The sequence below is a fragment of the Streptomyces sp. P17 genome (assembly GCF_032436805.1).
GTDB lineage: Bacteria > Actinomycetota > Actinomycetes > Streptomycetales > Streptomycetaceae > Streptomyces.
This window is the reverse complement of sequence record NZ_JAVRBF010000055.1, coordinates 1-26,751: the sequence shown is the minus strand read 5'-3', so window position 1 is coordinate 26,751 and position 26,751 is coordinate 1. Positions and strand designations below refer to the sequence as shown.

22 protein-coding genes and 1 pseudogene are annotated in these 26,751 nt (G+C 68.9%); 2 read left to right on the top strand and 21 right to left on the bottom strand.

The window, feature by feature from the left end; genetic code table 11:
* Positions 1-81: 81 nt before the first annotated feature.
* The 4 genes from RMT89_RS30195 to RMT89_RS30180 all read right to left on the bottom strand — a co-directional run bounded on the left by RMT89_RS30195 (position 82) and on the right by RMT89_RS30180 (position 2,870).
* Positions 82-1,713, bottom strand: a complete 1,632-nt coding sequence (locus RMT89_RS30195) for an LCP family protein (RefSeq protein WP_315886947.1) — start codon at positions 1,711-1,713, stop codon at positions 82-84.
* A 16-nt stretch (positions 1,714-1,729) separates the two neighbouring features.
* Positions 1,730-2,368, bottom strand: coding sequence for a nicotinate-nucleotide adenylyltransferase (gene nadD, locus RMT89_RS30190; protein ID WP_315886946.1), 639 nt, complete (start codon positions 2,366-2,368; stop codon positions 1,730-1,732).
* Between the two features lie 46 nt (positions 2,369-2,414).
* Positions 2,415-2,579, bottom strand: a complete 165-nt coding sequence (locus tag RMT89_RS30185; protein ID WP_315886945.1) for a hypothetical protein — start codon at positions 2,577-2,579, stop codon at positions 2,415-2,417.
* A 141-nt stretch (positions 2,580-2,720) separates the two neighbouring features.
* On the bottom strand, positions 2,721-2,870 hold the full coding sequence (locus RMT89_RS30180; RefSeq protein WP_315886944.1) for a hypothetical protein: 150 nt from the start codon (positions 2,868-2,870) through the stop codon (positions 2,721-2,723).
* Between the two features lie 116 nt (positions 2,871-2,986).
* On the opposite strand from RMT89_RS30180, the gene RMT89_RS30175 reads away from it, so the two are divergent.
* On the top strand, positions 2,987-4,084 hold the full coding sequence (locus RMT89_RS30175; RefSeq protein ID WP_315886943.1) for a M48 family metallopeptidase: 1,098 nt from the start codon (positions 2,987-2,989) through the stop codon (positions 4,082-4,084).
* A 145-nt stretch (positions 4,085-4,229) separates the two neighbouring features.
* Here the strand turns inward: RMT89_RS30175 and RMT89_RS30170 are convergent, their stop codons facing one another.
* From RMT89_RS30170 to RMT89_RS30135, 8 genes are all read right to left on the bottom strand, one after another.
* Entirely contained in the window at positions 4,230-5,300 is a 1,071-nt protein-coding gene (locus tag RMT89_RS30170) for a hypothetical protein (RefSeq protein WP_315886942.1), read from the bottom strand.
* Between the two features lie 100 nt (positions 5,301-5,400).
* Positions 5,401-5,976 (bottom strand): hypothetical protein, encoded by a 576-nt coding sequence (locus tag RMT89_RS30165; RefSeq protein WP_315886941.1) that lies wholly within the window; start codon positions 5,974-5,976, stop codon positions 5,401-5,403.
* Between the two features lie 144 nt (positions 5,977-6,120).
* Entirely contained in the window at positions 6,121-7,407 is a 1,287-nt protein-coding gene (locus tag RMT89_RS30160; RefSeq protein ID WP_315886940.1) for a glutamate-5-semialdehyde dehydrogenase, read from the bottom strand.
* Between the two features lie 107 nt (positions 7,408-7,514).
* Entirely contained in the window at positions 7,515-7,982 is a 468-nt protein-coding gene (locus RMT89_RS30155; RefSeq protein ID WP_315886976.1) for a hypothetical protein, read from the bottom strand.
* Between the two features lie 190 nt (positions 7,983-8,172).
* A complete protein-coding gene (gene proB / locus RMT89_RS30150; protein ID WP_315886975.1) occupies positions 8,173-9,279 on the bottom strand; it encodes a glutamate 5-kinase in 1,107 nt (368 codons plus the stop codon).
* A 226-nt stretch (positions 9,280-9,505) separates the two neighbouring features.
* Positions 9,506-10,690 carry a phospholipase D-like domain-containing protein gene (locus RMT89_RS30145; protein ID WP_315886939.1) on the bottom strand — a complete coding sequence of 395 codons (1,185 nt, stop codon included), beginning with the start codon at positions 10,688-10,690 and terminating at the stop codon, positions 9,506-9,508.
* 57 nt (positions 10,691-10,747) lie between these two features.
* Positions 10,748-11,539: a trypsin-like serine protease gene (locus RMT89_RS30140; RefSeq protein ID WP_315886974.1), complete on the bottom strand. Its 792-nt coding sequence runs from the start codon at positions 11,537-11,539 to the stop codon at positions 10,748-10,750.
* A 551-nt stretch (positions 11,540-12,090) separates the two neighbouring features.
* Positions 12,091-13,236 carry a phospholipase D-like domain-containing protein gene (locus RMT89_RS30135; RefSeq protein ID WP_315886938.1) on the bottom strand — a complete coding sequence of 382 codons (1,146 nt, stop codon included), beginning with the start codon at positions 13,234-13,236 and terminating at the stop codon, positions 12,091-12,093.
* Positions 13,237-13,703: 467 nt separating this feature from the next.
* Here RMT89_RS30135 and RMT89_RS30130 point away from each other — a divergent pair, with 467 nt between their 5' ends.
* Positions 13,704-15,758 carry a hypothetical protein gene (locus tag RMT89_RS30130; protein ID WP_315886937.1) on the top strand — a complete coding sequence of 685 codons (2,055 nt, stop codon included), beginning with the start codon at positions 13,704-13,706 and terminating at the stop codon, positions 15,756-15,758.
* Here the strand turns inward: RMT89_RS30130 and RMT89_RS30125 are convergent.
* The 9 genes and pseudogenes from RMT89_RS30125 to rplU form a co-directional block, all read right to left on the bottom strand.
* The gene (locus tag RMT89_RS30125; RefSeq protein WP_315886936.1) at positions 15,643-16,899 is read right to left on the bottom strand and encodes a glycosyltransferase family 2 protein; all 1,257 of its coding nucleotides are present in this window, start codon (positions 16,897-16,899) and stop codon (positions 15,643-15,645) included. The genes RMT89_RS30130 and RMT89_RS30125 overlap by 116 nt on opposite strands.
* A 195-nt stretch (positions 16,900-17,094) precedes the next feature.
* Positions 17,095-19,167: a hypothetical protein gene (locus tag RMT89_RS30120; RefSeq protein ID WP_399498501.1), complete on the bottom strand. Its 2,073-nt coding sequence runs from the start codon at positions 19,165-19,167 to the stop codon at positions 17,095-17,097.
* A gap of 120 nt (positions 19,168-19,287) precedes the next feature.
* On the bottom strand, positions 19,288-20,787 hold the full coding sequence (locus RMT89_RS30115) for a bifunctional cytidylyltransferase/SDR family oxidoreductase (protein WP_315886935.1): 1,500 nt from the start codon (positions 20,785-20,787) through the stop codon (positions 19,288-19,290).
* 191 nt (positions 20,788-20,978) lie between these two features.
* Positions 20,979-22,169 carry a hypothetical protein gene (locus RMT89_RS30110; protein ID WP_315886934.1) on the bottom strand — a complete coding sequence of 397 codons (1,191 nt, stop codon included), beginning with the start codon at positions 22,167-22,169 and terminating at the stop codon, positions 20,979-20,981.
* 79 nt (positions 22,170-22,248) lie between these two features.
* The gene (locus RMT89_RS30105; protein ID WP_315886933.1) at positions 22,249-23,799 is read right to left on the bottom strand and encodes an alkaline phosphatase D family protein; all 1,551 of its coding nucleotides are present in this window, start codon (positions 23,797-23,799) and stop codon (positions 22,249-22,251) included.
* 313 nt (positions 23,800-24,112) lie between these two features.
* Positions 24,113-24,271, bottom strand: a pseudogene (locus RMT89_RS30100) (VCBS repeat-containing protein); the annotation flags it as partial.
* A gap of 155 nt (positions 24,272-24,426) precedes the next feature.
* Positions 24,427-25,869: a GTPase ObgE gene (gene obgE, locus RMT89_RS30095; RefSeq protein ID WP_315886932.1), complete on the bottom strand. Its 1,443-nt coding sequence runs from the start codon at positions 25,867-25,869 to the stop codon at positions 24,427-24,429.
* Positions 25,870-25,972: 103 nt separating this feature from the next.
* Positions 25,973-26,227: a 50S ribosomal protein L27 gene (gene rpmA / locus RMT89_RS30090; protein WP_030961848.1), complete on the bottom strand. Its 255-nt coding sequence runs from the start codon at positions 26,225-26,227 to the stop codon at positions 25,973-25,975.
* Positions 26,228-26,241: 14 nt separating this feature from the next.
* Positions 26,242-26,562 carry a 50S ribosomal protein L21 gene (gene rplU, locus RMT89_RS30085; protein WP_004931419.1) on the bottom strand — a complete coding sequence of 107 codons (321 nt, stop codon included), beginning with the start codon at positions 26,560-26,562 and terminating at the stop codon, positions 26,242-26,244.
* Positions 26,563-26,751 lie beyond the last annotated feature (189 nt).

The window sequence follows — 26,751 nt, the reverse complement described above, 5'->3', positions numbered from 1 at the left end:
AGGCTTTCCGTCGGCGGTCGATAGGACTCAAGGGTCTCACGACCGCCGACGGCGCCCCACGTGATTCTTCGTGCACCAGGCCTAGGACGACGACGGCTCGTAGTCCTGGCCCAGGATCACCGAGACGTTCGCGTTCGAGGCGCCCTTGCCCTTCGAGACCGCGCTGGTGGGCAGGCCCAGGGTCTTGGCGACCTCGGTGGCGTCCTCCTTGTCGGCCGCGTCCGTGTAGACGACCTTGGAGGCGCTCTGGGCGGCGGAGGCCGTACCGCCCTCCAGGAAGGTGAAGCCGCCGTTGACGAGGACCACGCGGGCCTTCTCCGTGTTGTCCTTCACACCGGTGGCGTTCTGGACGGAGACCCGGACGGCCGCGTCCTTGTCGGGGCTCTTCGCGGTGCCGCCGAGGATGTCCTTGACCACGCCGGCGCTGGTCTCGGCGCTCAGCGTCCCGTCGGCCTGCACGGGCAGCAGCGCCGTCTTGTAGTCGCCGCCCTTGGCGAGCTCGGCGAGCTTGGCGAGGAAGGTGCCGAGGTCCTTGTCCGTCATGGACGGGTCGAGGATCTGCTGGAGCGTCTGCACGGTGACCGTCGCGGCCTGCGCGTCGGAGGACAGCTTGCGCAGCACACCCTGCATGACCTGCCCGAACCGCTCCAGCTGGGCGTTCTGGCTCTCGCCGGAGCCGCGGTAGGTGGCGTAGCCGACGGCCATCTTGCCGCTGAGGGTCTGGGCCTCGCCCTTGTTCACCAGGGGGGCGGCGCCCTTGGACTTGGCGGACGGGTCGGGCACGTCGGTGTTGGTGTCGACGTCGATGTTGCCGACGAGGTCGACGAGGTTCTGCAGATACGGGGTGTCCAGCCGCCAGGTGCCCTGGATCTCGGTGCCGAGCACCGTGTCGAGCGCCTCACGGGTGCCGGAGGAGCCGTCGTCCTCGACCGACTTGGCGAGCGTGCTCGTGTTGCCGTCGTCGCCGGTCAGGGCGAGGGAGTTGGGCAACAGGACGGTGGTGCCCTGCTTGGTGGTGGTGTTGTCGACGAGCAGGGCCGTCGCGGTGTCGCCGCTCTTGGTGTTGTGCAGATGCACCACGATCACATCGCGGTTCTGGGCCCCGACGGCGGTGGCGGTGCCGGTCTTCTCGTCGGAGGACGAGAGGGCGGGCAGCTTCCCGGCGTACCAGAGGTAGCCGACGCCGCCGACCGCGCACAGCGCCAGCACGACGACCAGCGCGATGACCCGGCTGCGGGCCCGGCGCCGGGCCTCCTCACGGCGCTCGGTGCGGTTCTCGGTGAACTTCAGCCAGTCGATGACGTCCTCGGAGTCACCGTCGGGCTCCTCGACGAAGGAGAACTGCTCGGTGCGGTAGTCCCGTTGGGCCGGGACCGGCTCCTGGATGTCCTCCGCGGGGCCGGCCTGCTGCGGGATGTAGGCGGTCTGCTCGGCGACGCGCGGCTGCTGCCCGCTCGCCGCGGTCTGACCGTAGGGGTCGTAGGACGCGGTCGTGCCATAGGGGTCGTACGACTGCCCCGGCTGCTGCTGACCGGTCGCGTACGGGTCGTATCCGTACCCTTGCTGAGCGTAGGGGTCGTACGGCTGCTGAGGAGGCTGCTGCGGCTGCCGGCGCTGCCGGTACACAGGCCGCCCGTACTCGTCGTAGCCGACGAGCTCGTACTGCTGGTCGGACCCGTACTCTGCGCCCCCCGCGTCGTATCGGTCGTTCACCGGTGCCCCTCTCGGCTCACTCGCCGCGGTACAGCTCACGCTTGTCGATGTAGCGCACGACTCCGTCCGGCACCAGATACCAGACCGGATCGCCCTTGGCGACTCTCGCACGGCAGTCTGTGGAGGAGATGGCGAGAGCGGGAACCTCGACGAGCGAGACGCCGCCCTCCGGGAGACCCGGGTCCGCAAGGTGGTGGCCGGGCCGGGTGACCCCGATGAAGTGCGCGAGGGAGAACAGCTCTTCCGTGTCCCGCCAGGTCAGGATCTGGCCGAGCGCGTCGGCGCCGGTGATGAAGAAGAGGTCGGTGTCGGGGTTGAGCGCCTTGAGGTCCCGCAGCGTGTCCGTGGTGTAGGTCGGACCGCCGCGGTCGATGTCGATACGGCTCACCGAGAACTGCGGGTTCTCGGCGGTCGCGATGACCGTCATCAGGTAGCGGTCCTCGGCCGGGGAGACCTTGCGGTGGGTCTTCTGCCACGGCTGCCCGGTGGGGACGAACACCACCTCGTCCAGGTGGAACTGCGCGGCGACCTCACTGGCCGCCACGAGGTGCCCGTGGTGGATGGGGTCGAACGTTCCGCCCATGACGCCGAGCCGGCGTTTGCCGGGGTTCGACGGGCCGTTGCCCGGGCCGGTAGGCATGTCCTGCTCTCCCATGCGTGCAGACCCTACCGGCCCGACTCGTGGGTCACTCCCGCCAGGCTCAGCGGTCGCGGTTGAAGCGGGTGGTGATCCACAGCAGCAGCAGCAGCATGACGAAGGCGCCACCGCCGGTCACCAGCGGTTCGAGGCTCTCATGGTTGCCGCCGTTCTCTCCGCCCTCGGAGGCGAGAGTGGCCAACTGGGCAGCGGTGCTGTGGAAGCTCATCTTCGGCAGAACCTTCGGGTGTGGGCGGGATAAAGATGTCGGCTCATCGTAAGCGGGCGGCTGTGCGCCGATCACGCCGACTCCGCCGTTGGGGCACCGCTCACCGAGGCGCTCGCGCGCCGAGGCAACTTATCCGGCGCCTCAGTCGTCCTTCGACTTGTACCCCCGCAACAGGAACCACGCGGTCAGGACACAGCCCACGAGCATCACGATCAGGACGACCCGGAGCAGATTCCCCGGCCCCTGCTGTTCGGCCGCGATCAGCCAGGCGGCTGCGGGGTTGTGCTCCATGGCGTGTGACTCCTTCACTGTGCTGACCGTCCACGGTAACTCCACCTAGGCTGGAGCCTGCTTCGGGGGGCCCGAAGGGGCCGCAGACGGCCACACAGACGCACATGGGGGATCACATGTCCGACGACGGCCACCAGCACGACGGGCACGAGCACGTGCCGAGCAGGCAGCGCAGGCGCTTCCCCGGGATCTCCTCGCGTGCGTACGAGCATCCGGCCGACCGCTCCGCCCTGGTGGCGCTGCGGAAGCTGAGCGGGTTCGACACCGTCTTCAAGGCGCTGAGCGGGCTGCTGCCCGAGCGGAGCCTGAGGCTGCTGTTCCTGTCCGACTCGGTGCGGGTCTCGGACCAGCAGTTCGCGCATCTCAACGACATGCTGCGGGACGCCTGTTACATCCTGGACCTGGAGAAGGTCCCGCCGATGTACGTCAACCAGGACCCGCAGCCCAACGCGATGTGCATCGGCCTGGACGAGCCGATCATCGTGGTGACGACCGGCCTCGTCGAGCTGCTCGACGAGGAGGAGATGCGGGCGGTCGTCGGGCACGAGGTGGGGCACGCGCTGTCCGGGCACGCCGTGTACCGGACCATCCTGCTGTTCCTGACCAACCTCGCCCTCCGGGTCGCGTGGATCCCGCTGGGCAACCTCGCGATCATGGCGATCGTGACCGCGCTGCGCGAGTGGTTCCGCAAGTCGGAGCTGTCCGCGGACCGCGCGGGTCTCCTGGCCGGCCAGGACCTCACGGCCTCGATGCGCGGCCTGATGAAGCTCGCCGGCGGCAACCACCTGCACGAGATGAACGTGGACGCGTTCCTGAAGCAGGCCGAGGAGTACGAGGCCGGGGGCGACCTGCGCGACTCCGTGCTGAAGATCCTGAACGTGCTGCCGCGCTCGCACCCCTTCACCACCATCCGGGCGGCCGAGCTGAAGAAGTGGTCCGAGTCCCGCGACTACCAGCGGATCATGGACGGCCACTACCCGCGGCGCAGCGAGGACAAGGACACCTCGGTCTCGGACTCGTTCCGGGAGTCCGCGACGCACTACGCCACCCACGTCAAGACCTCCAAGGACCCGCTGATGAAGCTGGTCTCGGACCTCGCGGGCGGCGCGGGTGACCTGGGCGGCCGGGTACGGCGGGGCTTCGGGGGCTTCGCGAGTTCCGCGCCGAAGGACCAGCCGCCCACGGACACGCCTCCGCCGCGGGACGAGGACTGAGCGGAGGCTTCAGGGGCGCACGCGGGCTCGGCACCGCCGGGATGCTCCGTCGTGGCGGATCGCCGTCGCGGCGGATCGCCGTCGCGGCGGATCGCCGTCGCGGCGGAGAAAGATCACCGGCGGGGCACGAGCCAGCGCGGTCGCGTCACACCTTCGGCTGGGCGCCGGCCGCCAGCGAGCCGCACAGGGCCGTCGCGTTGCCCGTCGCGTAGGGATCCGTGCCGGCCGGGCCGCCCGCCTTGGCGGTCTGGCCGGCCAGCAGCGGACGCAGGCGGTTGGCCGAGTCGTCGGCGCAGGACAGCGGGCCCGCCTGGACGTAGGAGACGATCAGCTGGGCCTGGCGCATGCGCAGGTCGTCGCGGTCGAAGCGGAAGTGCAGCTCGCGGCGGACGGTGAACAGGGACGCCTCCGCCTTCGGCCCGGATCCGGCCGGTCGCAGCGCGTACACGAAGGTGTGGTCGGCGGTGACCTCAAGGGTGGACGAGTCGGTCTCGGCGGCCGAGAGCGTGCCCTGGACCCGGATCTTGCGGTCGGCGAGTTCCACGCTGTTCGGGTCGAAGCGAACCAGCCATCCGGTAGGCGCGTGCCTGCCGTCCGCCGTCGGATGGCCGAAGCTCTGGTCGAACTGGTCGAGTTGGTCCGGGTCGAGCAGGACACGCACCGGCCGGACCTGGTCGCCGACGACCACCTCGGGGTAGAGCGCGGAGCGCACGATGTAGTCCTTGGCGATGGTCAGCGCGTTCACGACCTGGCCGTCCGAGAAGTTCGCGGTGCGCCGGGAGGCGGGCAGCGGTACGCCCTCGGCGCCGACCCGGTACTGCGCGGCGGGGCTGTGCGCGTACAGCGACTCGGTGTCGGTGGAGCCCGGCACCTCGCCCTGCGGGGCGAGCGGGATCACGGTCATCCGCAGCGGCTCCACCGGCTGCGGGTCCGCCGCGTCCCGGTTGGGGTGCCGTACACCCATGTAGAGCGCGGTGCCGAAGGCGACGGCGATCAGCAGGACCAGGATCAGCGCCTGCCGGGACAGGCCCCGGCGCAGGGGCGGACGGCGGCGTACGGCGGGCGCGTGATCGTCGATGCGCTCCTGCGCGGAGAACTCCTGGAGCCGGGCAGCGCGGACGAACGACTCGTCGAAAACGACGGATCGGTACTCCTCCTCGCCACCTCCGGGTCCGCCCTCGGGTGTCCCCTCAGGTGGGTCTCCAGGCCCTCCCATATCTTCAGAGTAGGTCTCCGGGAGCTCAGGTAAACGCCCTGCTGTACGACAAGTTCTGACAGGTTCTCACCAGAAACGGCGGGTTCCGGCCGCGGTCTGTTCAGGGCGTTCGCGGGATGGCCGAGATGGCCGGCTGGGAATGGTCGGCGGAAGCGGAGGGTGCCCCCGCTCCGCCCTGTTCCAGGCCCGTCGAGTGCGGCGGCGGGACCTGCTCCCGGTTGCCCGAGGAGGTGCCCCGGTACACCGCCGTGAAGGCCAGGGCGACCATGCCGATGCCCATCACGAGGGCGAGCATCCAGGCGACGGGACGGTGCCAGCGGACCTGCTTGCCGTAGGTGCCCGGGGCGCCGTAGCGGCCGTCGAGGACCTCGGTGTCGTCCAGGTCGTCGAGGTCGGGATCATGGCCGAAAGGGCTGTGGTCGTCGGCGCCGTAGCCGTCCTCGTACCGCTCGCCCCGGCCATGGGCCCGGCGGGCCTCCGTCTCGGAGGCCTCCGCTCTGGCCTGGGCCGCGGCCACGAGGCGCTCGACGGCGGTCGGCTCGTGCAGCGTCGCAGCGCGTACGAAGGCCTCGTCGAAGACCACGGAGGCGAACTCTTCGTCCGACACCCCGCGGTCGTGGTCGTCGTCGGGCTCCCAGCCGTCAGGGAACGGCGTGCCCCCCACGTCCTCCGGCACGGCTCCAGAGTAGTCCTGGGGGGGGCAATTTGGGCAGACGGTATGGAAATTCATCCGCCCGGTGAGACGTCGCTCATGCGGCTTTCGAGCGGCGCACGTGCGCGGCGGGGGCGCGTGCCGCCCGCATATGCGCCGCCCAGAGATTCAGCGCCGTACGTGCCCGTCGCCGGTGACGATGTACTTCGTGCTGGTCAGCTCGGGCAGGCCCATCGGGCCGCGGGCGTGCAGCTTCTGGGTGGAGATGCCGATCTCCGCGCCGAAGCCGAACTGGCCGCCGTCCGTGAAGCGGGTCGAGGCGTTGACGGCGACGGTGGTGGAGTCGACCAGCTGGGTGAAGCGGCGGGCGGCCTGCTGCGAGGTCGTCACGATGGCCTCGGTGTGCCCCGAGGTCCACAGCCGGATGTGCTCGACGGCCTTGTCGAGGGAGTCGACGACGGCCGCGGCGATGTCGTAGGAGAGGTACTCCGTCTCCCAGTCCTCCGGGGTGGCCTCCACGACGGTCGCCCGGGAGTCCTTGGCGTACGCCATGACCCGCTCGTCGGCGTGCACGGTGACCCCGGCCTCCGCGAGGGCGTCCAGGGCCCGGGGCAGGAACTCGGCGGCGATGTCCTGGTGGACCAGGAGGGTCTCGGCGGCGTTGCAGACGCTGACCCGGTGGGCCTTGGAGTTGATCAGGACCTCGACGGCCGTGCCGAGGTCGGCGTTGGCGTCGACGTAGACATGGCAGTTGCCGGTGCCGGTCTCGATCACCGGGACGGTGGACTCGTTCACGACCGTCTGGATCAGCGAGGCGCCGCCGCGCGGGATGAGGACGTCGACCAGGCCACGGGCGCGCATCAGCTCCCGCACGCTCTCCCGGGTCTGCCCCGGCACGAGCTGGACGGCGTCCGCGGGCAGCCCGGCGCCGCCGACGGCGTCCCGGACCACCCGAACGAGAGCGGAGTTCGACTCGTAGGCGGAGGCGGAGCCGCGCAGCAGTACGGCGTTGCCGGACTTCAGGCACAGGGCGGCGGCGTCCACGGTCACGTTCGGGCGGGCCTCGTAGATGATGCCGACGACGCCGAGCGGGACGCGGACCTGGCGCAGGTCGATGCCGTTGGGCAGGGTCGAGCCGCGGACGACCTCGCCGACCGGGTCGGGCAGCGCGACGACGTCCCGCACATCGGAGGCGATGGCCCGCACCCGCTCAGGGGTCAGCGTCAGCCGGTCGATGATGGACTCGCTGGTGCCGGCCTCACGGGCGGCGGCGATGTCCTTGGCGTTGGCCTCGACGATCTCGCTCGTACGGACCTCCAGCGCGTCCGCGATGGCGAGCAGCGCGTCGTCCTTGACGGACCGCGGCAGCGGCGCGAGGTCGGCGGCGGCGGCCTTGGCGCGGTAGGCGGCCTGGGTGACCGGGGTCATCGAGTCGTACGGCGAGAGCGTGGTCATGAGGGAAGGGTAGTGCGCCGGACGGACCCGTTCACCGGATGTCCCACACCGCGAGACAAGCCGTCCGAAGGCCACGCAAAAGGTGTCCTCCAGGGCGGCCCGAGGCCTCAGTAGGGGTGCACACCCACGGGGGTGGCCGGCGGCGGCCCGTACCCCTCGGCGATCCGCTGGTGGTAGGTCTCGCGGTCGATGACCTCAAGGCCGACGATCTCCCAGGGCGGCAGGCCCGCGCTCTGGCGGTGCTCGCCCCACAGGCGCAGCGCGACGGCGGCCGCGTCATGCAGATCGCGGGCCTCCTCCCAGTACCGGATCTCGGCGTGGTCGTTGGCGTAGCGGCTGGTCAGCAGAAAGGGGTGGTCGTGGGCGAGCTGTTCGAGGGCGCGCCGCACCTCCTTCAGCGGGGCCTCCTCCCCCGAGACGCTGAGGGTGACATGCCACAGCCGGGGCAGGTCCTCGGGCTCCCCGCCCCCGGCGAGTTCGCCGGTCGCGACGCTGGTCAGGGCGCGCTCCTCCCCGGCCGCCCGGGAGGAGGAACCGCCGATTCCACCGTCGGACGCCGCCGCCCCAGGGCGCACTCGTCTCACGACGGCCTCCTTCGTCCCACGGTCGAGCAGTGCTCGTACGGAATGTCCCTGAGACAAAGTTGAGCAGCCCGCAAGCGGTTCTGTGGCGGTTTTGCGGAACGTCCACCTCAGGGCGACACCTTCGCCGGGGCGTTCACCCTGTTTTCGGACGGAGGCTGTGTCAGGGCTCACGGAGGCTGTGTCAGGGCTCCAGGAGGACCAGATCGTCCCGGTGGACGACCTCGCGTTCGTACGCCGGGCCCAGCTCCCGGGCCAGCTCGCGGGTGGAGCGCCCGATGAGCTGAGGGATCTCCTTGGCGTCGAAGCTGACCAGGCCCCGGGCGACCGCCCGCCCGGCGCTGTCGCGCAGCTCGACCGGGTCGCCCGCGCTGAACTCGCCCTCCACGGCGGCGATCCCGGCCGGCAGCAGCGATTTGCGGCGCTCCACGACCGCCCGCACCGCGCCGTCGTCCAGGGTCAGCGAGCCCTGCGGGGTGGAGGCGTGCTGGAGCCACAGCAGCCGGTCGGCGGACCGCTTGCCGGTGGCGTGGAAGTAGGTGCCGGTGTCGCCGCCGGACAGCGCCTCGGCCGCGTGGACGGCGCTGGTGAGCACCACGGGGGTGCCCGCGGCGGCCGCGATCCGGGCGGCCTCGACCTTGGTGACCATGCCACCGGTGCCGACGCCGGCCTTGCCCGCGCTGCCGATCTCCACCTCCGCGAGGTCCTCCGGACCGCGCACTTCCGCTATCCGCGAGGTGCCCGGCTTGCCGGGGTCGCCGTCGTAGACGCCGTCCACGTCCGACAGCAGCACCAGCAGGTCGGCCCGGGCCAGGTGGGCGACGAGCGCGGCGAGGCGGTCGTTGTCGCCGAAGCGGATCTCGTCGGTGGCGACGGTGTCGTTCTCGTTGACGACGGGGAGGGCGCCCATCGCGAGGAGCTTGTCGAGGGTGCGCGACGCGTTGCGGTGGTGGGCGCGGCGGCTCATGTCGTCGGAGGTGAGCAGCACCTGGCCGACCCGGACGCCGTAGCGGGCGAAGGAGGCGGTGTAGCGGGCGACGAGCAGCCCCTGGCCGACGCTGGCGGCCGCCTGCTGGCGGGCGAGGTCCTTGGGCCGGCGGCGCAGCCCGAGGGGGGCGAGACCGGCCGCGATGGCGCCGGAGGAAACGAGAACAATCTCACGTTCTCCACCGCTGCGGCACTTGGCGAGGACGTCCACAAGGGCGTCGACACGGTCCGCGTCGAGCCCCCCGGAGGCGGTGGTCAAGGACGAGGAACCCACCTTGACGACGATCCTGCGGGCCTCGCTCACGGCCTGCCTGACACGAGACACCTCAGTCTGCCCTTCTGCGTGGAACGGATCGCTACGAGGCAATCTACGTGAGCCACAAGGGCAGCGCGCCACGGTCCAAGCTCCGGACGACGCGGGGCCCTTGTCCTGCTCCGCAGCAGACCGTGCTCGCACACGGCGCCTCGTCGCCCTCCGGCAAGTCCCCGGAGGGCGAACACCTTGCTTCAGCCTCGCAGGAACCAGTCCGTCACCCGGCTGGAGTCGCGATGGCAAACATGCTCTCGAAGTTCTGGCGGTAGGCGTCGTGCGGCCCAGTGCCCTCGAGTCGGAGCATCGCCTCGTCATTGTCACGCAGCGACGACTCGTCCAGGTTATGCGATCCGGTGAAGGTCCATTTTGTACCGGCGTGCCCGGCGTAATTCCCCTCGATCAGCACGTACTTCGAGTGCACGAGGTACCCGTCGGCAGTACTCAACCGGCGCAGTGCGATGTTCCTGTGCCCAGAGAGTTCGCCGACATCATTGCTGTCGTTGTACACGACACGTACGGAGCAGCCCTGATCCGCGAGCGACCTGAGCTTCTGGGCGACCGCGTCCCTGTGCAGGGCGAATGCCGCCACTCGCACCGTGGCTCCCTGAGCGCAGGAGAGATTGCCGAGGATGTCCACCATGACGTCCCCTGTCTGCTGCGGGAAGAAGTAATACTTCTCGGTGCCGACCTTTCCACTGACGAAGTAGTTTTCGTTCTTCGTCATTGCCGCCAGATCGTCGAAGTATTCGCGGTAGGCGGTGTACAGCGGCGTGTTTCCCACGACCGTGTAGGCATTGTTCCAGTACCGCGTCGTATTGAGAGAGGTTTGGTTTGCGGAGGTCTGGATCACCACGTCCTCCGCCTCCCCCACATTGCCCACCCGCGAGAACAGGAAGAATTTGTTGTGGTTGATCATGCTGCTTCGGCCCGTGGCTATGCAGGCGCCACCCGATGTGCACACATGCACCCAGGAGCCGTTGGCCTTGTCCGTGCCCAGCGCCGAGACAAGGTTCTGCGCCGCCTCGGACGACTTGAACTTGGCGTCCAGAACCACCCGCACTGCGACACCACGCCTATCGGCAGCGATGAGTGCGTCGGTATAGTCCTGATCCGTGAGCGCGTAAAGCGCGGACCTGATCATACGGCCGCTCTGTGTTCTGCCGATCGCCGTGATGATGTGGTCCTTCACCGCGTTCTGCTGGGCCGCCGATCCCTTGGGATTGTTGAATACTGCGCCGCTGGTGAGCGGCGCGGCCTCCTGGGCCGCCGGGGCGGGAGTGGCAGACAGAAGAAAGGCTCCGACGAGGAGAGCCGACGCGAGAAGGTGCCTCAGTTTCAATGTGCGTACGAACCCGGTAATGACAGCCTCGCTTTCATGCGCAGGAAGCAGTGGGACGGGCATACGGAAAGGGCAATGCCCGCTGGGGACTTCCAGCGGGCATTGCCCATACGTGATCTCTCAGAAGTCCCGCATGACCGTCTCGATCCAGTCCAGGCTGTTGGGCACGGACGAGTAGACCGTGCGCCCTGCCGAACAATTCGTGGGGTCGCCTTGCGGAAGCCTGGAGACCACACCGATCTGGTAGCGGTTTCCGTCGACGAGCTTGAACAACGGACCGCCGGAGTCCCCATGACACGGCTTTCCGTCGATGGCGTGGGTGAGAATCCCGGGGAAGGAGTTGTCCACGACGCGCTCAGTACCCCGGCGCAGGCGGTAGTCGGACGTACCGCTCGTCGTGTTGGCTCCATAGCCGAAGACGTACGTCGTCGCGCCAATCTCGGAGTGCTTCGTGGCCATGCGTACGGGCTCGGCGTTCGCCGACCGGTTGAGCTTGATCAGCGCAAGGTCGTAGTCGTCGCGCGACTTGGTCAGAGCCACTCCCACGACACCCCCACCGCTGTCCGCGTACACGCTCTTCACGCGTACCTTGAGCCTGCTGTAGTCGTACTTATCTCCGTCGCCGCCATTGGATCTGACACAGTGTTTAGCCGTGAGGATCCAGTAGTTGTCGATGATTGACCCGCTGCAGTTCGGACTTCCGTCGAGTGAGACCGCGGCGATTCCGTCAGAATCGGGCAGGGTCCCGCCTATAACGAACGGTTCAACTGTCCCGTCCGGGGACTGCGCGACGGGCTTGCCCAAGGCCCCCCTGTCGTCCTGCGCCTGGGCCACTGTCGGCACCAGCGCACCGCCCAACGACAGCACAAGTGTCGCGAGTAACGCAGCCGAACGGGCTGTACCCTTATGCATCCATTCCCCCAAGCTGATGCACATGGTGTCCCTGATACCCATGTGCTTGACGTGGACATGAACCTACCTCGGGAAATCCAGCTGGTGTTCGAGTGGGCCCAAGGTTGACCTGAAGTAAGCAGGTTGACGCGAAACGGCTGCCGCCCCGCATGCCGTCCACCATCATTCGGTCTGTCAAAGCAACAAGGCCTTGAACTGCGCGGGGACAGGCCATAGTTGAAGGGACAGCAGCAGTTGATCAAGTCCTGCCGGACTTGAGGCTGCCCACACCAACCGGTCCGCCGATTCTCGTTCCGGGGAATACGCGCGGCCGATCCAATACGTCCCGCTCCGGACACCGTTGGCAACTCCGCGGGCCCTTTGCGGGGCATGGACCCCGGACCCTGTCGAGCGACGAACTCTTGCGTCTGTCACGCCGGCCGTCGCGGCCAGCACCGATCAGGGCTTTGACCCGGGGGAGCGGCTGCCGCCGGTCCGGCCAGCCGTGTGCGTGATACGACAACGGCGGAGCCGCACACAGGCGGCTCCGCCGTTCTTATACCTCCGCCGGATCAGGTCGCCTGGTCACAGGCGTGCGGGTTCGTCCACAGCACGCGGAACTGGTCGATGTAGCGGTTGGTCACCCACCCGTCGATGACGCGCAGCATCACGTCGTTGGCACCGTGGGCGGAATTGTCAGTGAGGTTGTAGGAGCCGACGAACACGGCCTTGCGCCATTCGCCGGCGTACTTGGCGTCGATCAGCAGCAGCTTGTTGTGGCTCCAGCCGTCACAGCTGATGTCGGTCGAGGCGACACCGTACTTCTGGAGGATGTCGGAGCCGGACTGCTCCTGGACGATCACCTTGACGTCGCAGCCGATGCCCGCGAGCCGGTTCAGCTCGGCGATGATCTCCCGCGCGTACGCTTCGTCCTCCACCAGGCTGGACTCCAGCCACACCCGGTCATTCCCCTCCGTACAGGCGCTCACGTTGCCGAGCACGTCGGCTACGCGATTACTGCTGGGCTGCGGGAAGAAGTACGCCTTCGAGAGGTCATTGCTGCCGTCGATCATCCTCTTGGCATCGGTGTCCCACGCGATGCCGTCGTACGTCCAGGTTCCCGCTGCGAGACGGCGCCAGTAGTTCACGTACGCGGAGAACAGGAGGTCGTCGTCGCGGCTGATGAGCAGGTTCTGGGCGTGCCTGGCCTGCCACTCGCTCAGATTGCTGGAGCTCTGCAGCACCAGCTTCGTGTCGCCCTTCTTGATGACGAAGAACTTGTTGTGCATCGAGCCCTTACCCGGAGTCTGACATGCATCCGGGCAGTACACCAAATCAATTCCGGCATTCTTGAATTTGGTGGTGATGGCGGAATCCGAAGGCCCGACCACAATACGAACGCTCACGCCCAGCTGTGACGCACGCACCAGAGAATCCGCGATGGCAGTGCCGCCGCCGTCGGTTCCCCAGTTGTAGATCGCTACACGAATGTAGTGCTCGCCGGTGGCGCCTGCTGCTTTCGCATCCGCAGTCGCGTCTATCTTGGCCTTGATTTCCGAGGCTATCAGTCGGTCTTCAATGCCGGCCCCGTAGGTGAAACAGACCTCATAGTTTCCGGATTCCGAGCAGGAGCCCGCCAGGGCAGCCGCCGGGGGCGCCGACACGACTGCCGCCATCATTGACATGGCAAGCAGCAAAGCCAGTTTGGTCCCGCGCACCGTTGAGTGATTGTATTTGTCGTCACTGGCACATGTTATGGCTCGCACAAGTTTGGTCAAGCCTGATGCCAGGACTCTCGGCACGCTCGGAGTTTAGCGATCGCAAACACTGCGGGAAATGTCCGGCAATCCCGAAGGGCGGTCTTCCCGGACCTGTCTGCGACTACCGAAGATGGACGAAATCCGACCAACAGGTGAATGGCACGTTATCGGGCGGCGACGATGCGGCGTTCTCGAAGAGGACGTGAGGTGCTACCTTGTGGCCGCGCCGTTGGCCTTGGTCCGCCAGTGCATCGAGCAGCAGGGCACGCCCCGCTCTGACGTGCACGGCAGAGCAGTCCTGAGATGCGGTCACCGCTCAGCGAGAACGCCGAGTTTCGCTGCAGGAAGCCTCGTAACCCACGGCTCACCAGGGTCTCCGGACACCTCCGTGTCGTCCGGAGGCAGGCGCGCGTTAACCCAGACGCATGTCTGCCGACCTTGGAGTGACCGCAGTGCCCTTTCCCCTCTCCCGTTTCCGGATCCCGGTCAAGGTGCTCACGGTCGCGGCCATGGCCGTCGCCCTGTGTGCCCAGGCCGTGGCCGCCCTGCGCCCGCACGTCCCGCTGCTGATCGCCGCGACCGTGCTCTCCCTGGCCGTGGAGGGCGTCCTGTACCGCTGGCAGCCGGGCATCCTGTCGGTGTTCGCCAAGTCGCACATGGACATCACCGTGCGCCATGTGGTGCGGGACCTGTTGCTGGTGGTGGGCCTACTGCTGCTCGGCGGTCAGGACCGGGAGTCGGCGTACGCCCCCCTCGTGGCCGGTCTGCTCGCCTTCTACGCCCTGCACTGCATGATCCAGGCCGTCTCGGTCCTGGTCCGTCGCACCCGCACCCTGCCGGTGGTGACCCGGAACATCGACGCCTCCGCCCTGCGGCTGTCCCCCGCCCCACCGGTCCTGCTGCGCCGCCCCGGCCACCGGCTGCTGGCCTTCGGCCTGCCCGCGACCGCCGGTCTGCTCGCCACGGCCGCCACCGCCGACCGCCGCTGGGCCGCCCTCGGCATCGCGCTCTCCCTCGGCCTCGCCGTCCTGGGCCTGTGCGCCCTGCTCCTGCGGCTGCTGCCGAGCCGCCGTCCGGCGACCGAGCAGCAGGCGCTGGACTGGCTGGACACCTGGCTGGCGGAGTACCGCCCCACCGTCGGCCTGTACTTCTCCGGCGGCCCCTCCTCGGCGTACCAGGCGAACATGTGGCTGGAGCCGCTCGCCAAGCTGGAGGGGCGGCCGCTGATCGTGCTGCGCGAACGGTTCATGGTGCAGAAGCTCGCGCCCACCGATGTCCCGGTCATCTGCCTGCCCAAGGTCTCCACGCTGATGCGCCTGGAGCAGTCCACGCTCCAGGTTCTCATCCACCCCTCGAACTCCGGCAAGACCTCCCAGGTGGTGCGCATCCCCACCATCAAGCACACCTTCGTCAACCACGGGGAGAGCGACAAGCTGTCCTCCTGCAACCCGTACGCGAAGGCCTACGACGAGGTGTGGGTGGCCGGTCCCGCGGCCCGTGAGCGGTACGCGCTGGCCGAGGTCGGGGTCGAGGACAAGGACGTCGTGGAGATCGGCCGGCCGCAGCTGGATGCCGTACGGCCGTACGCGGGCCCGCCGACCGGGACGTACACCACCGTCCTGTACGCGCCGACCTGGGAGGGCTGGGACGGCAACCCGGGGAACACCTCGGTGATCGAGGCCGGCGAGAACCTCGTACGGGCGCTGCTGGCGGATCCGGGCGTACGGCTGCTGTACAAGCCGCATCCGCTGACCGGGTCGGTGGATCCGCGGGCCGGGGCGGCCGATCTGCGGATCCGGGAACTGGTGCGCGCGGCGAACCGGGAGCGCTCGGGCACTCGGCCCGCCGACGACGGGGAACTGGGCAGGGTCACGGCGGAGTTGGACCGGCTCACCACGTCCGTGTTCCGGTCCGGGGCCGACCAGGTCGAGCGGATGCTGGCGCAGTCGGCGCCCGGGGCGGGGCGGGCCGACGCGGTGGCGCGGGCCACGGCCGCCTGGGACGAGGCCTACTGGGCGTCGCTGCCGGAGTGGGAGCACCAGATCGTCACGGAGGCCCGGCCCGCGCTGTACTCCTGTTTCAACCGGGCGGATCTGCTGGTCAGCGATGTTTCCAGTGTGGTCAGCGACTTTCTCGCGAGCGGCAAGCCGTACGCCGTGGCCAACACCAGCGGGCTCGCGGAGGACGTGTTCCGCAAGGCCTTCCCGACGGTGCGGGCGGCGACCGTGCTGACGCCGGACGCGGCCGGGATCAAGGAGCTGCTGGAGTCGGTCCGGGACCCGGAGCGGGACGAACTGGCGGATGCCCGCGCCGAGTTGAAGCGGCAGCTGCTGGGGCCGGACGAGCCGAGCTCCCAGGAGCGCTTCAACGCGGCGGTACAGCAGCTGTGTTCGGCCGCCGAGGAGCGCCGGGCGCGGATGATCCCGGTGCAGCGCGACGAGACAGCAGCCGCCGCGTCTTCCGCAGCGCCCGGCGCATGAAGAAGTCGGCGCCGCCCTCGCGGTAGCCGGGGTGGGCGCGGGCCTCGCGGGGTTCGGCGAGGTAGACGGAGTCGGGGATGCCGGCCTCGGCGTCGCGGAAGTACGGGTAGGCGAGGTACAGCCGGCGGCCCTTCTTCTCCAGGAGGGCCGCCGGCTGCTTCTTGGCCTTGGTGAACTTCAGGACCTCCAGCAGGCGTTCGGGCTGCTGCCCCGCGACCAGGTGCATCCGCAGCCGATCCTCGACCTTGAGGCGCTGGGCGACGCCCTCGTTCCAGTGCGCGGCCATCAGGGGCGCTGCCAGTTCGAGCTTGTGCCGCCGGATCTTCTCGCTGTCCTTGAGAAACTTCGGGCCGAACTGCGGCAGCAGCGTGACGGCGAAGGGGCGGACCATGAGCACATCGCGCCTGGCACCGGGCGGGACCATCTCCGCGATCAGGTTCATCAGGGCGCGCGCGGAGTCGAAGCGCAGGGTGTAACTCCCCCTCTTCGTCACGTGCTTGCCGTCCTCGCGGCCCACCAGGTAGTAGCAGGTGTAGTCGGCGATCACGGAGACGCCGTCGGCCCGCAGATAGGCCTCCATCGTGAACAGCGCGTCCTCGCCGGTCCACAGGGACTCGTCGAAGCGCATGTCGTGCCGGGTGAGCATCTCCCGGCGGAACAGCTTCTGGGCGCTCAGTGTGAACTTGATGTTGGAGGAGTACACATCGGTGCGCTCCAGCGTCCTGCCCCACATCGACTGGGGCGGCTTGCGGTTGATGCCCTCGACCCGGCCGAGGACGACGTCCGTGCCGTTGCGGTCGGCCATGGCGACCATCCGCTCCAGAGCCTCGGGGCCGAGCCGGTCGTCGGCGTCGAGGAAGAAGACATAGCGTCCGGCGGCCTTGCCGAGGCCCACATTGCGCGGGCCGCTGGGGCCACCGGAGTTCTCCTGCCGGATCACCGTCACCGGCATGGGGGCGCGGGCGGCGAACTCCTCCAGATACTCGCCCGTGCCGTCGGCCGAGCCGTCGTCCACCGCGATGACCTCGACGCGCGCCGGCTCGATGGTCTGCGCCTCGACGGACGCCAGGCACTCGACCAGATACGGCATCGCCTCGTACGCCCCGATGATGACGCTCACATCAGGCTGCGTCACGGTCACGTTTCCCCCTAGCAAACGGAAGGTTTTCTCCCGTATCTCCTTTTCGCTACCTAGTAGACGGTTCGCTTGGGGAAGCGGTTGCCTCCCGCCGATCTTTTAGTGAGCCACATCACAGTACGCACGAGGCATGAAAAAGGTTCGGCCCCCGGGGAGTTGAGCTCCCCAGGGGCCGAACCGAGGTGAAGGGACCGGCGGTCAGCCCGTCAGTTCCGCCGACTCGGTCGCCGCGATCCGCGCCTCCTGGCCAAGGTTGCGGGTCTCGGCCTTCAGGGAGAGGTTCGCCACCGCGGTGTTGAACTGGTCGATGGAGGCCGGCTCGTCCGGGCCGAGCAGATACCGCTTCAGCTCGCCGCGGTCCTCGGCCAGCGGGTCGGCGGCCGGGTCGCGCACCGCCTCCAGCAGTTCGCCCAGCTCGGCCGCGCTGTTGGTCAGGACGACCGCGGCACGCACGGCGGTGTTCTGCCGCTTGAACTCCTCCTCGCCCAGCTCGGCGGAGTCCGTCACCGCGTACGGCTTGCCGCTCGCGATGAAGTCGGAGACCACGCTGGAGATGTCGGAGACCATCGCGTCGGAGACGTTGAAGCAGTCGTAGAGCCGCGGCTCGGCGCCCGAGATCACCCGGTGCTCATGGCTGCCGAAGGAGCGCCAGTACGCGTCGTTCCACTGCGCGCGCAGCCGGGCGACCTCCTCGTGCCGGGCCACGTCCACCAGGCTGTCCCGGGTGACCTCTGCCTCGTCGCCGCGCTCCTTGCCGTTGCCGGCCAGCTGCGCGAGCCGGGCCTCGATCCGGGCCAGCTCGGCCTTGGCGGCGCTCTGGGCCGCGGTGTCGGCGGCGAAACGGGCGTCGGCGGCGCGCTCGGCGCCGGCCTTCTCCACCAGGGCGGTGATCCGCTGGTGAGCGGCCTTGGCCTCGGCGCTGACGGTGCCGGTGAACGGGTGCGGCTTGTACAGGACGCGGACCGGCGGTTCGGCCGTGACCAGGCTCCGCACGATGTTCTCGCCGGCCAGCACGATCGAGGTGTTGCCGGGGTTGCCGTCCCAGCCCTCCCAGGTGGGGGCGTACAGCACGGTCGGGCAGCGTCCGTCGGCGGCTCCGCCGCGGGGGCCCTCGGGCACGCCCTGCCAGGTCTGGATGGGCGCCAGCTGCGGGCGTCCGACCTCGACGATGTCGTCGTCGCGGACGCCGACATCGGCTATGGCGTACCGGTCGCGGCCCGCGCGGCCGGCGGTCCACACCTCGTCGTAGACCTTGCTGAACGGGTTGACGCTCGCCAGCTTGTCGCTGTCGCCGTGGCCGATGAAGACGTGCTTCATGGTGGGCACGCGCAGCAGGTGGATGTTCTTGCCGACGTTCGCCGCGTACAGCGCGACCCGCACGGTGCTCAGGTCCAGGTTCATCAGGTGCACCCCTCCGGGCACGCAGATGACGGGGACCGTGGTCGGGGCCAGGTTCGCCAGGATGACCCGCTCGCGCAGGATGATCAGCGGCCGGGAGTCCAGCTGCTCCATCGTCTCCAGCCACATGTTGACCTGGTACGCCGACTCCTTGGAGCCGGAGAAGTACAGCACCGTCTCGGGCCGGTACTCGGCCAGCCAGTCGTCCATGGCGGCCAGCACGGTGTCCGCGTTCGGCGGGATCTTGCTGCCGCGGACGTACGGCATGAGCGCGAGGACGTAGAGGCAGCCGAGGAGCAGGGTGACACCGGCGCCGATGAGGCCGGCGAGCGCCTCGTCCATGGCGGCGGAGACGAGGATGCCGACCACCGCGGCCAGGTCGAGGTGGAGCATCTTCTCGGCGGAGCGGTGCAGCAGGTAGCGCGGCGGGGCGTCCGGGATGCGGATGCGCGAGGCCAGGTCGATGTTGCGGGTGGCGACCGGCATCCGGCGGCGGTTGCGGATCAGCGTGACCAGGGCGCCGTGCGGGGCCTGGAAGCCGTAGAAGGCGATGAAGCCGGCGACCGCGGCGTAGAAGACCAGGTTGTCCGAGAGATCGAGCCGGGCCAGCAGCAGGACCAGCAGCAGCTGTCTGATCAGGAAGCGGATCGACAGTCCGGCGCGCACCTTGCTCAGGCGGTTGACCAGGTAGCTGCCCTTGCGGTGCAGATAGTGGTCCGCCAGGTACGTCACGGCGGCACCGGCCGCGAAGGCGGGAACGCTCGGGACGAGCGCGGCCACCATGAGGCAGGGGAAGCCCAGCATCATGAGGACCGCCGCGGCCAGCTCGGCCGCGCTGCCCACCCGGGCGACGCGTATAGCGGTGGAGATCACGGATAAACCTGCTCTGGGAGGGGTTGCCGGTCTGGAGGGCCGAAGGACTCAGGCCCCTGTGAATTCTTCGTGAATGAAGAAACGCAGAGGCCTGAATTCCGTAAGGCTATTAACCGCTGATTATGCCACGCCGTCCTGACGGTCCAACACGCTGGCCAGCGCCGCCTCGAAGCCGGACGCCTGGCCCGCCGCCGCCGTCGGGTCCTGCTGGCGGACGTCGATGACATGACCGGTCAGCTCGGAAAGCAGCACGTCGAGGGAGGTGCGGGCGACCGCCTCGGAGGAGAGCAGGCTGCCCGCCGGCTCCTGCCCGAAGGCCTTGGTGCGCATCGGGGTGGCGGTGCGCTCGGGGTTGATGCAGTTCACCCGGATGCCGTCACCGGCCCACTCGTCGGACAGCGCCTGGGTGAGGTTGACCATGGCGGCCTTGGTGGAGGAGTACAGGCTGTACTCGGCCCGGCCGCGGGTGTAGCTGCTGGAGGTGTACAGCAGCAGCTGGCCGCCGGTCTCGGCGAGGTACTTGTACGAGGAGCGGGCGATCTGCACCGGCGCGAGGTAGTTGACCTTCAGCGCCTCCTCGATGGTGGCGTTGTCGGTCTCGGCGAGCTTGCCGATGCGCAGCACGCCGGCGGTGTTCACGACGTAGTCGATGCGCCCGGTCTCGGCGTACGCCTTGGACAGCGCGTCGTCGACCTCCTCCGGGTTCTCCACATGGGTGCCGGTGGTGGAGCGGCCGAGGGCATAGACCTTGGCGCCGTAGGACTCGGCGAGCTCGGCGATGTCCTTGCCGATGCCGTAGGAGCCGCCGAAGACGACGATGGTCTTGCCGGTGAGCAGCTCGCGGTAGGCCTCCTCGGAGACCTGCTCGGGCGCGGCGGTGGAGGCCAGCTGGAACAGCTTGTCGGCGATGAAGACGTCGACGGGCTGGGTGACCTTCATGTTGTACTCGTCGCCCGCGACCACGTGGATCGGCACGTCCGGCAGGTAGCGGAGCACGACGGTGCAGTCGTCGGTGGCCTGGAAGTTCGGGTCGCCGGCCGCGACCTCGTAGGCCCGCTTGATCGTGGACAGCTTGAAGGCCTGCGGCGTCTGGCCGCGGCGCAGCCGGGAGCGGTCCGGGATCTCGGTGATGAACTCGCCGTCCTCGCCGTGGGTGCGGGTGACGATGATGGTGTCCGCGGACGGGATGGCGACGTCGACGGCCTGGTAACGCTCCAGGGCGGTGACACAGTCGTCGATCACGCGCTGTGACAGCAGCGGGCGCACGGCGTCGTGGAAGAGGACATTGCGGTCCTCGCCCTCGGCCAGACCCTCACCGAGGGCGGCGATGGCACGCTCGGTGGTCTCGTTACGGGTGGCGCCGCCTTCGATGATCCTGGTGACCTTCTTGAACCCCGCCTTGGCCACGATCTTCTCGATGTCGGGGACGTAGCCCGGCGCCATCAGCACGATGATGTCGTCGATCGAGTCGGCCTTCTCGAAGGTGGTCAGGGTGTGCTCGATGACTGCCTTGCCAGCGATCTTCAGCAGCTGCTTGGGGATCGAGAGACCCACACGCTGACCGGTACCACCGGCCAGGATCACTGCGGTGGTACGGGGCTTGGCTATGTGCTGGGACACAGGTGACCTACCTTGTGGCGACTGGGAACTTGGAAATGGTCCCACTTCCGGTTACCGCAGTGCAAGGCGAGCGTCCTCCGCCGCATATGTGCGCGCAACCTGTCATTCACCTTGCACTCCTGGTGACGGTCGGAATGCTTCCGTGGTTCCCGGGTGGAATTGCTTGGCGTAGCTGTGAGTAACCGCACAGCTCAGCGGCGCCGCAGCCGCTTGAGGCAGCGGTGCCCGAGGACCTTCACGAGTTCCTTGGAAGAGGTCTGGTGAACCGTCCGCGCCTGCACGGGCGCGGTGTTCCGCACCGGCGCCGCCGCGGCCGCCGCGAGGGCCCCGTACAGCGCCTGCGCGGCCACCTCAGGAGCCATGCGCGGCTCGGCATCGGTCCGCGTCGGGGGTTTCGGTACGGCGGACAGAATGCCGGGGTCCCCCAGCACCCGCACGCCCATCGCGCCGATCCGCAGCGCCATCTCGGCACCGATCTCGGCGGCGGCCTCGGCGGCCCACTGCGGGGTGCGGATCTTCACGTCGTCGGGACCCGGCGCGCACGCGCTCTTCATATGCATGACGGCGCCATATCGGATGAGCTGTGAATAAAGCTCCTCCGGGAGCTCATTCCCACGGAATTCCTTATTAAGATTCCGCAGCATTTCGGTCTCGGCCAGGGTGAGTGACCTGTTCGCGGTGTCCGGAACCTCCTGAAGCAGATTCCCGGGCAGTCCGAGCAGCGCCTCGAAGGTGCGCATCAGACCACCGCGGTCCCGGTCGTCGACGACCACCACGGTGACCCGGTCCGCCCCGACCACCCGCATCCACCGCTCGACCAGTCGGTCATGCCGGTGGCGGCGCCAGAAACTGGGGGTGGGCTTCTCGTACGGCGCCTTCTTGAGCATGTGCCTCAGCCAGCCCTCGTAGCCCACCCGCAGGCCGTTCTGCACGTACTGCTGCCACTGCGAGGGCATGATCCTCACCAGCGGGCGCAGGGTGACCAGGACATGCACCCGGTCGCCGCCCAGCTCCTGGACGATCCGCTCGACGGTCTCGTCGTCGGGGGCGTCGGCGAAGAACTCGCTGCTGATCACACAGGTGCGCCGGCCGGTGGCGGCGACCTGCTCCACCAGCGTCTCCCAGTGCCGCTCGGTGGGCTTGCTGTCGCCCAGCATCCCGGGGCGGGCGCAGACCGCGAGCGCGGCCGACATGGGGTGCCTGCTGGTCGCCGGGAAGTCGACGCCGTGCGCGGCCATCGCCTCCTTGGCCGCGAAGAGGGCGCCCTGGATCGAGGTGGTCCCGGTCTTGTGCGGGCCGATGTGCAGCAGCCTCGTCCCGGCCGCCAGTGGGGGCAGCGCGCTGTTGGCCGGGACTTCATCTCTCGTACAGTCCGTCTCCATGGACAAGGGACGGTAAGAGGTGTTCCTGAGGGTTGGCTAAGAGCTGTGTGGGACAGTGATGAGCGCCACACTCACCGGGTCACACCACCTCGACGCCCGGACGGCCCGCCTCCACCCTGAGCTTCGCCAGCGTGCTCGGCGTCGATGTCGGTTGCCGGACCGTGTCCACCACCCTGACCTGCGCGTCGATGCCGTCACGGCGGATGTCGAAGAGGTGGTAGCCGCGGTGCGCGTCGAGCAGCTTCCAGTGCGGGTTGTCCGCGCGGCGCGGGTCCCACTCCCTGCGGAACGCGTCCTGGTCCTGGTCGCCGTTGCTGGAGATGGAGGTGCCGACGAACTCGGCGCCGACGACGGCGGAGGCCGGGTCCGCGAAGTCCTCCTTGAGATCGCTGATCATCGTCAGGTGCCGGTCTCCGGTGAGGACCACCGGGTTGCGCACGCCCCTGAACTCCTTGAGGAACTGGTTGCGTTCGGCCTGGTAGCCGTCCCAGGCGTCGTAGAACCACTGCTTGCCCTCGCCGACCAGCAGATCGGTCTCGGCCATCATGATCTGCGAGGCGATCAGGTTCCAGCGCGCGGGCGAGTCGTGCAGCCCGTCCAGCAGCCACTGCTTCTGCGCGGCGCCGAGCATGGTGAGCGAGGGGTCCATGGCACCGGCCTGGCTGGTGGCCTGGTCGCTGCGGTACTGCCGGGTGTCGAGGACGTTCAGCCGGGCGAGGCGGCCGAACTCCAGGCGGCGGTACATCCGGATGTGCGGTCCGTTCGGAACGGCCGTGGCGCGTACCGGCATGTGCTCGTAGTACGCCTGGTAGGCCGCGGTGAGCCGGGCCACGAACGCGTCGTGCGGCTGCTTGGCCGGGTCCTGCGGGATCTCGCCGGCGAAGTCGTTGTCGACCTCGTGGTCGTCGAAGGTCACCACGAAGGGCGCGCCCGCGTGCATCGCCGCGAGGTCGGGGTCGGAGCGGTACTGGGCGTACCGGTTGCGGTACTGCTCCAGGGTGTACGGCTCCCCCGTCCCCTCGTGCCTGCGCAGGGCCGTCGCCGAGGGCACCGACTCGTAGATGTAGTCACCGACGAACACCACGACATCGGGATCCTGGTCCAGCATGTCGGCGTACGGCGTGAAGTATCCGTGCTGCCAGTTCTGGCAGGAGGCGAGCGCGAAGCGCAGATCGCCGCCGGAGCTGTAGGGGTGGGGCGCGGTACGGGTGCGGCCGACGGGCGAGATACGGCCGCCGGTGCGGAAGCGGTACCAGTAGCGGCGGCCCGGCCGCAGGCCGCGTACATCCACGTGAACGCTGTGCCCGTACTCGGGCCGGGCCTGGGCGGTGCCGCGGCGCGCGACCTTGCGGAACCGCTCGTCCTCGGCGAGCTCCCACTGCACCGGCACCACGGCGTCGGGCATACCGCCGCCGTTCAGCGGGTCGGGGGCGAGCCGGGTCCACAGCACGATGCCGTCCGGGAGCGGGTCGCCGGAGGCCACGCCGAGGCTGAACACGCCCTCGGGCAGGGCCGTTTCGGCGGCACGTGCGGTGGCCGGCAGCCACAGCTGTGCGGAGGCGGCGGCGCCGAGCACGGCGGCACCGGCGGTCAGAAAGCGGCGTCGGTCGGGTGATCCTACTGCGGTCATCGACGAACTCCCCTGCGTCGCGGGCCCCTTGGACACCTGGAAGCTCACGCTTCCGGGCAGTCCACCCGCTGAACCTCAGGGTTCGCGTGCATGACAAATAGGCAAGCAACAGGAAGTCGCCCGCTGACCGTCCGTCAGCGGGCGACCGCCGCTCACTGCGGGAAGCAGTCGCCGAAGCGCGAGTCGGCGGCGGTCATACCGAAGGCACCGGCGCCGAAGGTGAGAGCGCCCCTGGCCGTGAACATCCAGACGGCACTGGTTCTCGGCCCTTCCTGGTACCGGGCCCGTTCGCCGAGCCGTAGACGACGGCGATGTACCCGGCCCGCCTCTTCCCGGCCACCAGCCCGTTCGGGACACCGGTCACCAGGTCCTCGTAGCCGTCGCCGTTGAAGGCCTGCCTCGGGGGCTCGGGCGCGGCATGCGCGAGGGGTGTTGCTCCGACGGTCGCGCCCAGCAGGGCGAGGGCAACCACCAAACCGCGGCGTACGGACACATCGACTCCGGGAGACAAGAGGTCAAAAGGACGGGGCGGCGCGGTGAGGATCACGATCCTCACCGCGCCGCCCCGTACGACTCACCGAACCGACGGTTGGTTGGCCCTGTCGCAGGCCCCGGCTTCCCCCGGTGTTAACCCTCGAAGGGCTCGAAGTCGTCGAACTCCCGGTCCACGTCGTCCCGTTCCGCCTGCCGGTCCCTGCGGCGCTGGGCCGCGGGGCGCGGCGCCTCGAAGCGGTGGTCCTCACCGCGGCGGCCGAGCATCTCGGCGCCGGCCATGACGGTCGGCTCCCAGTCGAAGACCACGGCGTTCTCCTCGGGTCCGATGGCGACTCCGTCGCCGGACCGGGCGCCCGCCTTCATCAACTCCTCCTCGACACCGAGGCGGTTGAGCCGGTCGGCGAGGTAGCCGACGGCCTCGTCGTTGTTGAAGTCGGTCTGCCGCACCCAGCGCTCCGGCTTCTCGCCACGCACCCGGAACAGCCCGTCCTCCTCGCGGACGACGGTGAAGCCCGTGTCGTCCACGGCCTTGGGCCGGATGACGATCCGCGTCGCCTCCTCCTTCGGCTTCGCGGCCCGCGCCTTGCCGACCAGGTCGGCGAGCGCGAACGACAGCTCCTTCAGCCCGAGGTGGGCGACCGCGGACACCTCGAAGACCCGGTAGCCCCGCGCCTCCAGCTCCGGCCGCACCATCTCGGCGAGGTCCTTGCCGTCCGGTACGTCGATCTTGTTCAGGACGACGATCCGCGGACGGTTGTCGAGGCCGCCGTACTCGCTCAGCTCCGCCTCGATGATGTCGAGGTCGGACACCGGGTCGCGGTCGGACTCCAGCGTCGCCGTGTCCAGAACGTGCACCAGCACGCTGCACCGCTCCACGTGCCGCAGGAACTCCAGGCCCAGGCCCTTGCCCTGGCTGGCGCCCGGGATCAGTCCCGGCACGTCGGCGATGGTGTACACGGTCGAACCGGCCGTGACGACACCGAGGTTCGGCACCAGGGTGGTGAACGGGTAGTCGGCGATCTTCGGCTTGGCGGCGCTCAGCACCGAGATCAGCGAGGACTTGCCGGCGCTCGGGTAGCCCACCAGCGCCACATCGGCGACGGTCTTCAGCTCCAGGACGATGTCCTGGAGGTCCCCCGGCACACCGAGCAGCGCGAAACCGGGCGCCTTGCGGCGGGCGGAGGCCAGTGCCGCGTTGCCGAGGCCGCCCCGGCCGCCCTGTGCGGCGACGTAGGAGGTGCCGTGGCCGACCAGGTCGGCGAGGACATTGCCCGCCTTGTCCAGCACCACGGTGCCGTCCGGCACGGGGAGGATCAGGTCCTGGCCGTCCTTGCCGGAGCGGTTGCCGCCCTCGCCGGGCTTGCCGTTGGTGGCCGAGCGGTGCGGGGAGTGGTGGTAGTCGAGCAGGGTGGTCACCGACTGGTCGACGGTCAGGATGACGTCACCGCCCCGCCCGCCGTTCCCGCCGTCCGGTCCTCCGAGCGGCTTGAACTTCTCGCGGTGGACGGAGGCACAGCCGTGACCTCCGTTACCCGCGGCGACATGCAGTTCGACGCGGTCCACGAAGGTGGTCATGGTGTGTGCCTCCAGAAAGTACGGGTTTTACCTATGTCAACACGCGAAAGGCGGACCCGCCTTCCCGACCGGGAAGTGAGGTCCGCCTCGCGAAAGCTTCCGATCAGGCGACCGGAACGATGTTCACGACCTTGCGGCCACGGTGGGTGCCGAACTGCACCGCACCGGCGTTCAGCGCGAACAGCGTGTCGTCGCCGCCACGGCCGACACCGGCGCCCGGGTGGAAGTGGGTGCCGCGCTGACGGACCAGGATCTCGCCCGCGTTCACGACCTGACCGCCGAAGCGCTTCACGCCGAGGCGCTGAGCGTTGGAGTCACGACCGTTACGGGTGGACGATGCGCCCTTCTTGTGTGCCATCTCTCCTCAGTCCCTTACTTCGCAGCCGCGGGGATCTCAGTGACCTTGATCGCCGTGTACTGCTGGCGGTGGCCCTGACGACGGCGGTAGCCGGTCTTGTTCTTGTAGCGCAGAATGTCGATCTTCTGGCCCTTGTGGTGGTCCACGACCTCGGCCTGGACCTTGATGCCGGCCAGCACCCACGGGTCACTGGTCACAGCGTCGCCGTCGACAACGAGCAGGGTCGAGAGCTCGACCGTGTCGCCAACCTTGGCAGTGGAAATCTTGTCAACCTCAACGATGTCGCCGACAGCAACCTTGTGCTGGCGACCACCGCTGCGCACGATGGCGTACACGCGGATCTCACTCTCTCGCTCGGGAACGGCACCCCCGCAGTCCAGCCGCCCGGCACGGGCGGCCTCTCCAGAACACCGTGTGCTCCGGAGGAAGAGGTTTACGGGGATGTGGCACGTCAGTGGACATGCCGACGGTCCAGGTTACGGGGCGGCGGCCGAACGGGTCAAACCGGGCCGGGCCCCAGGGGT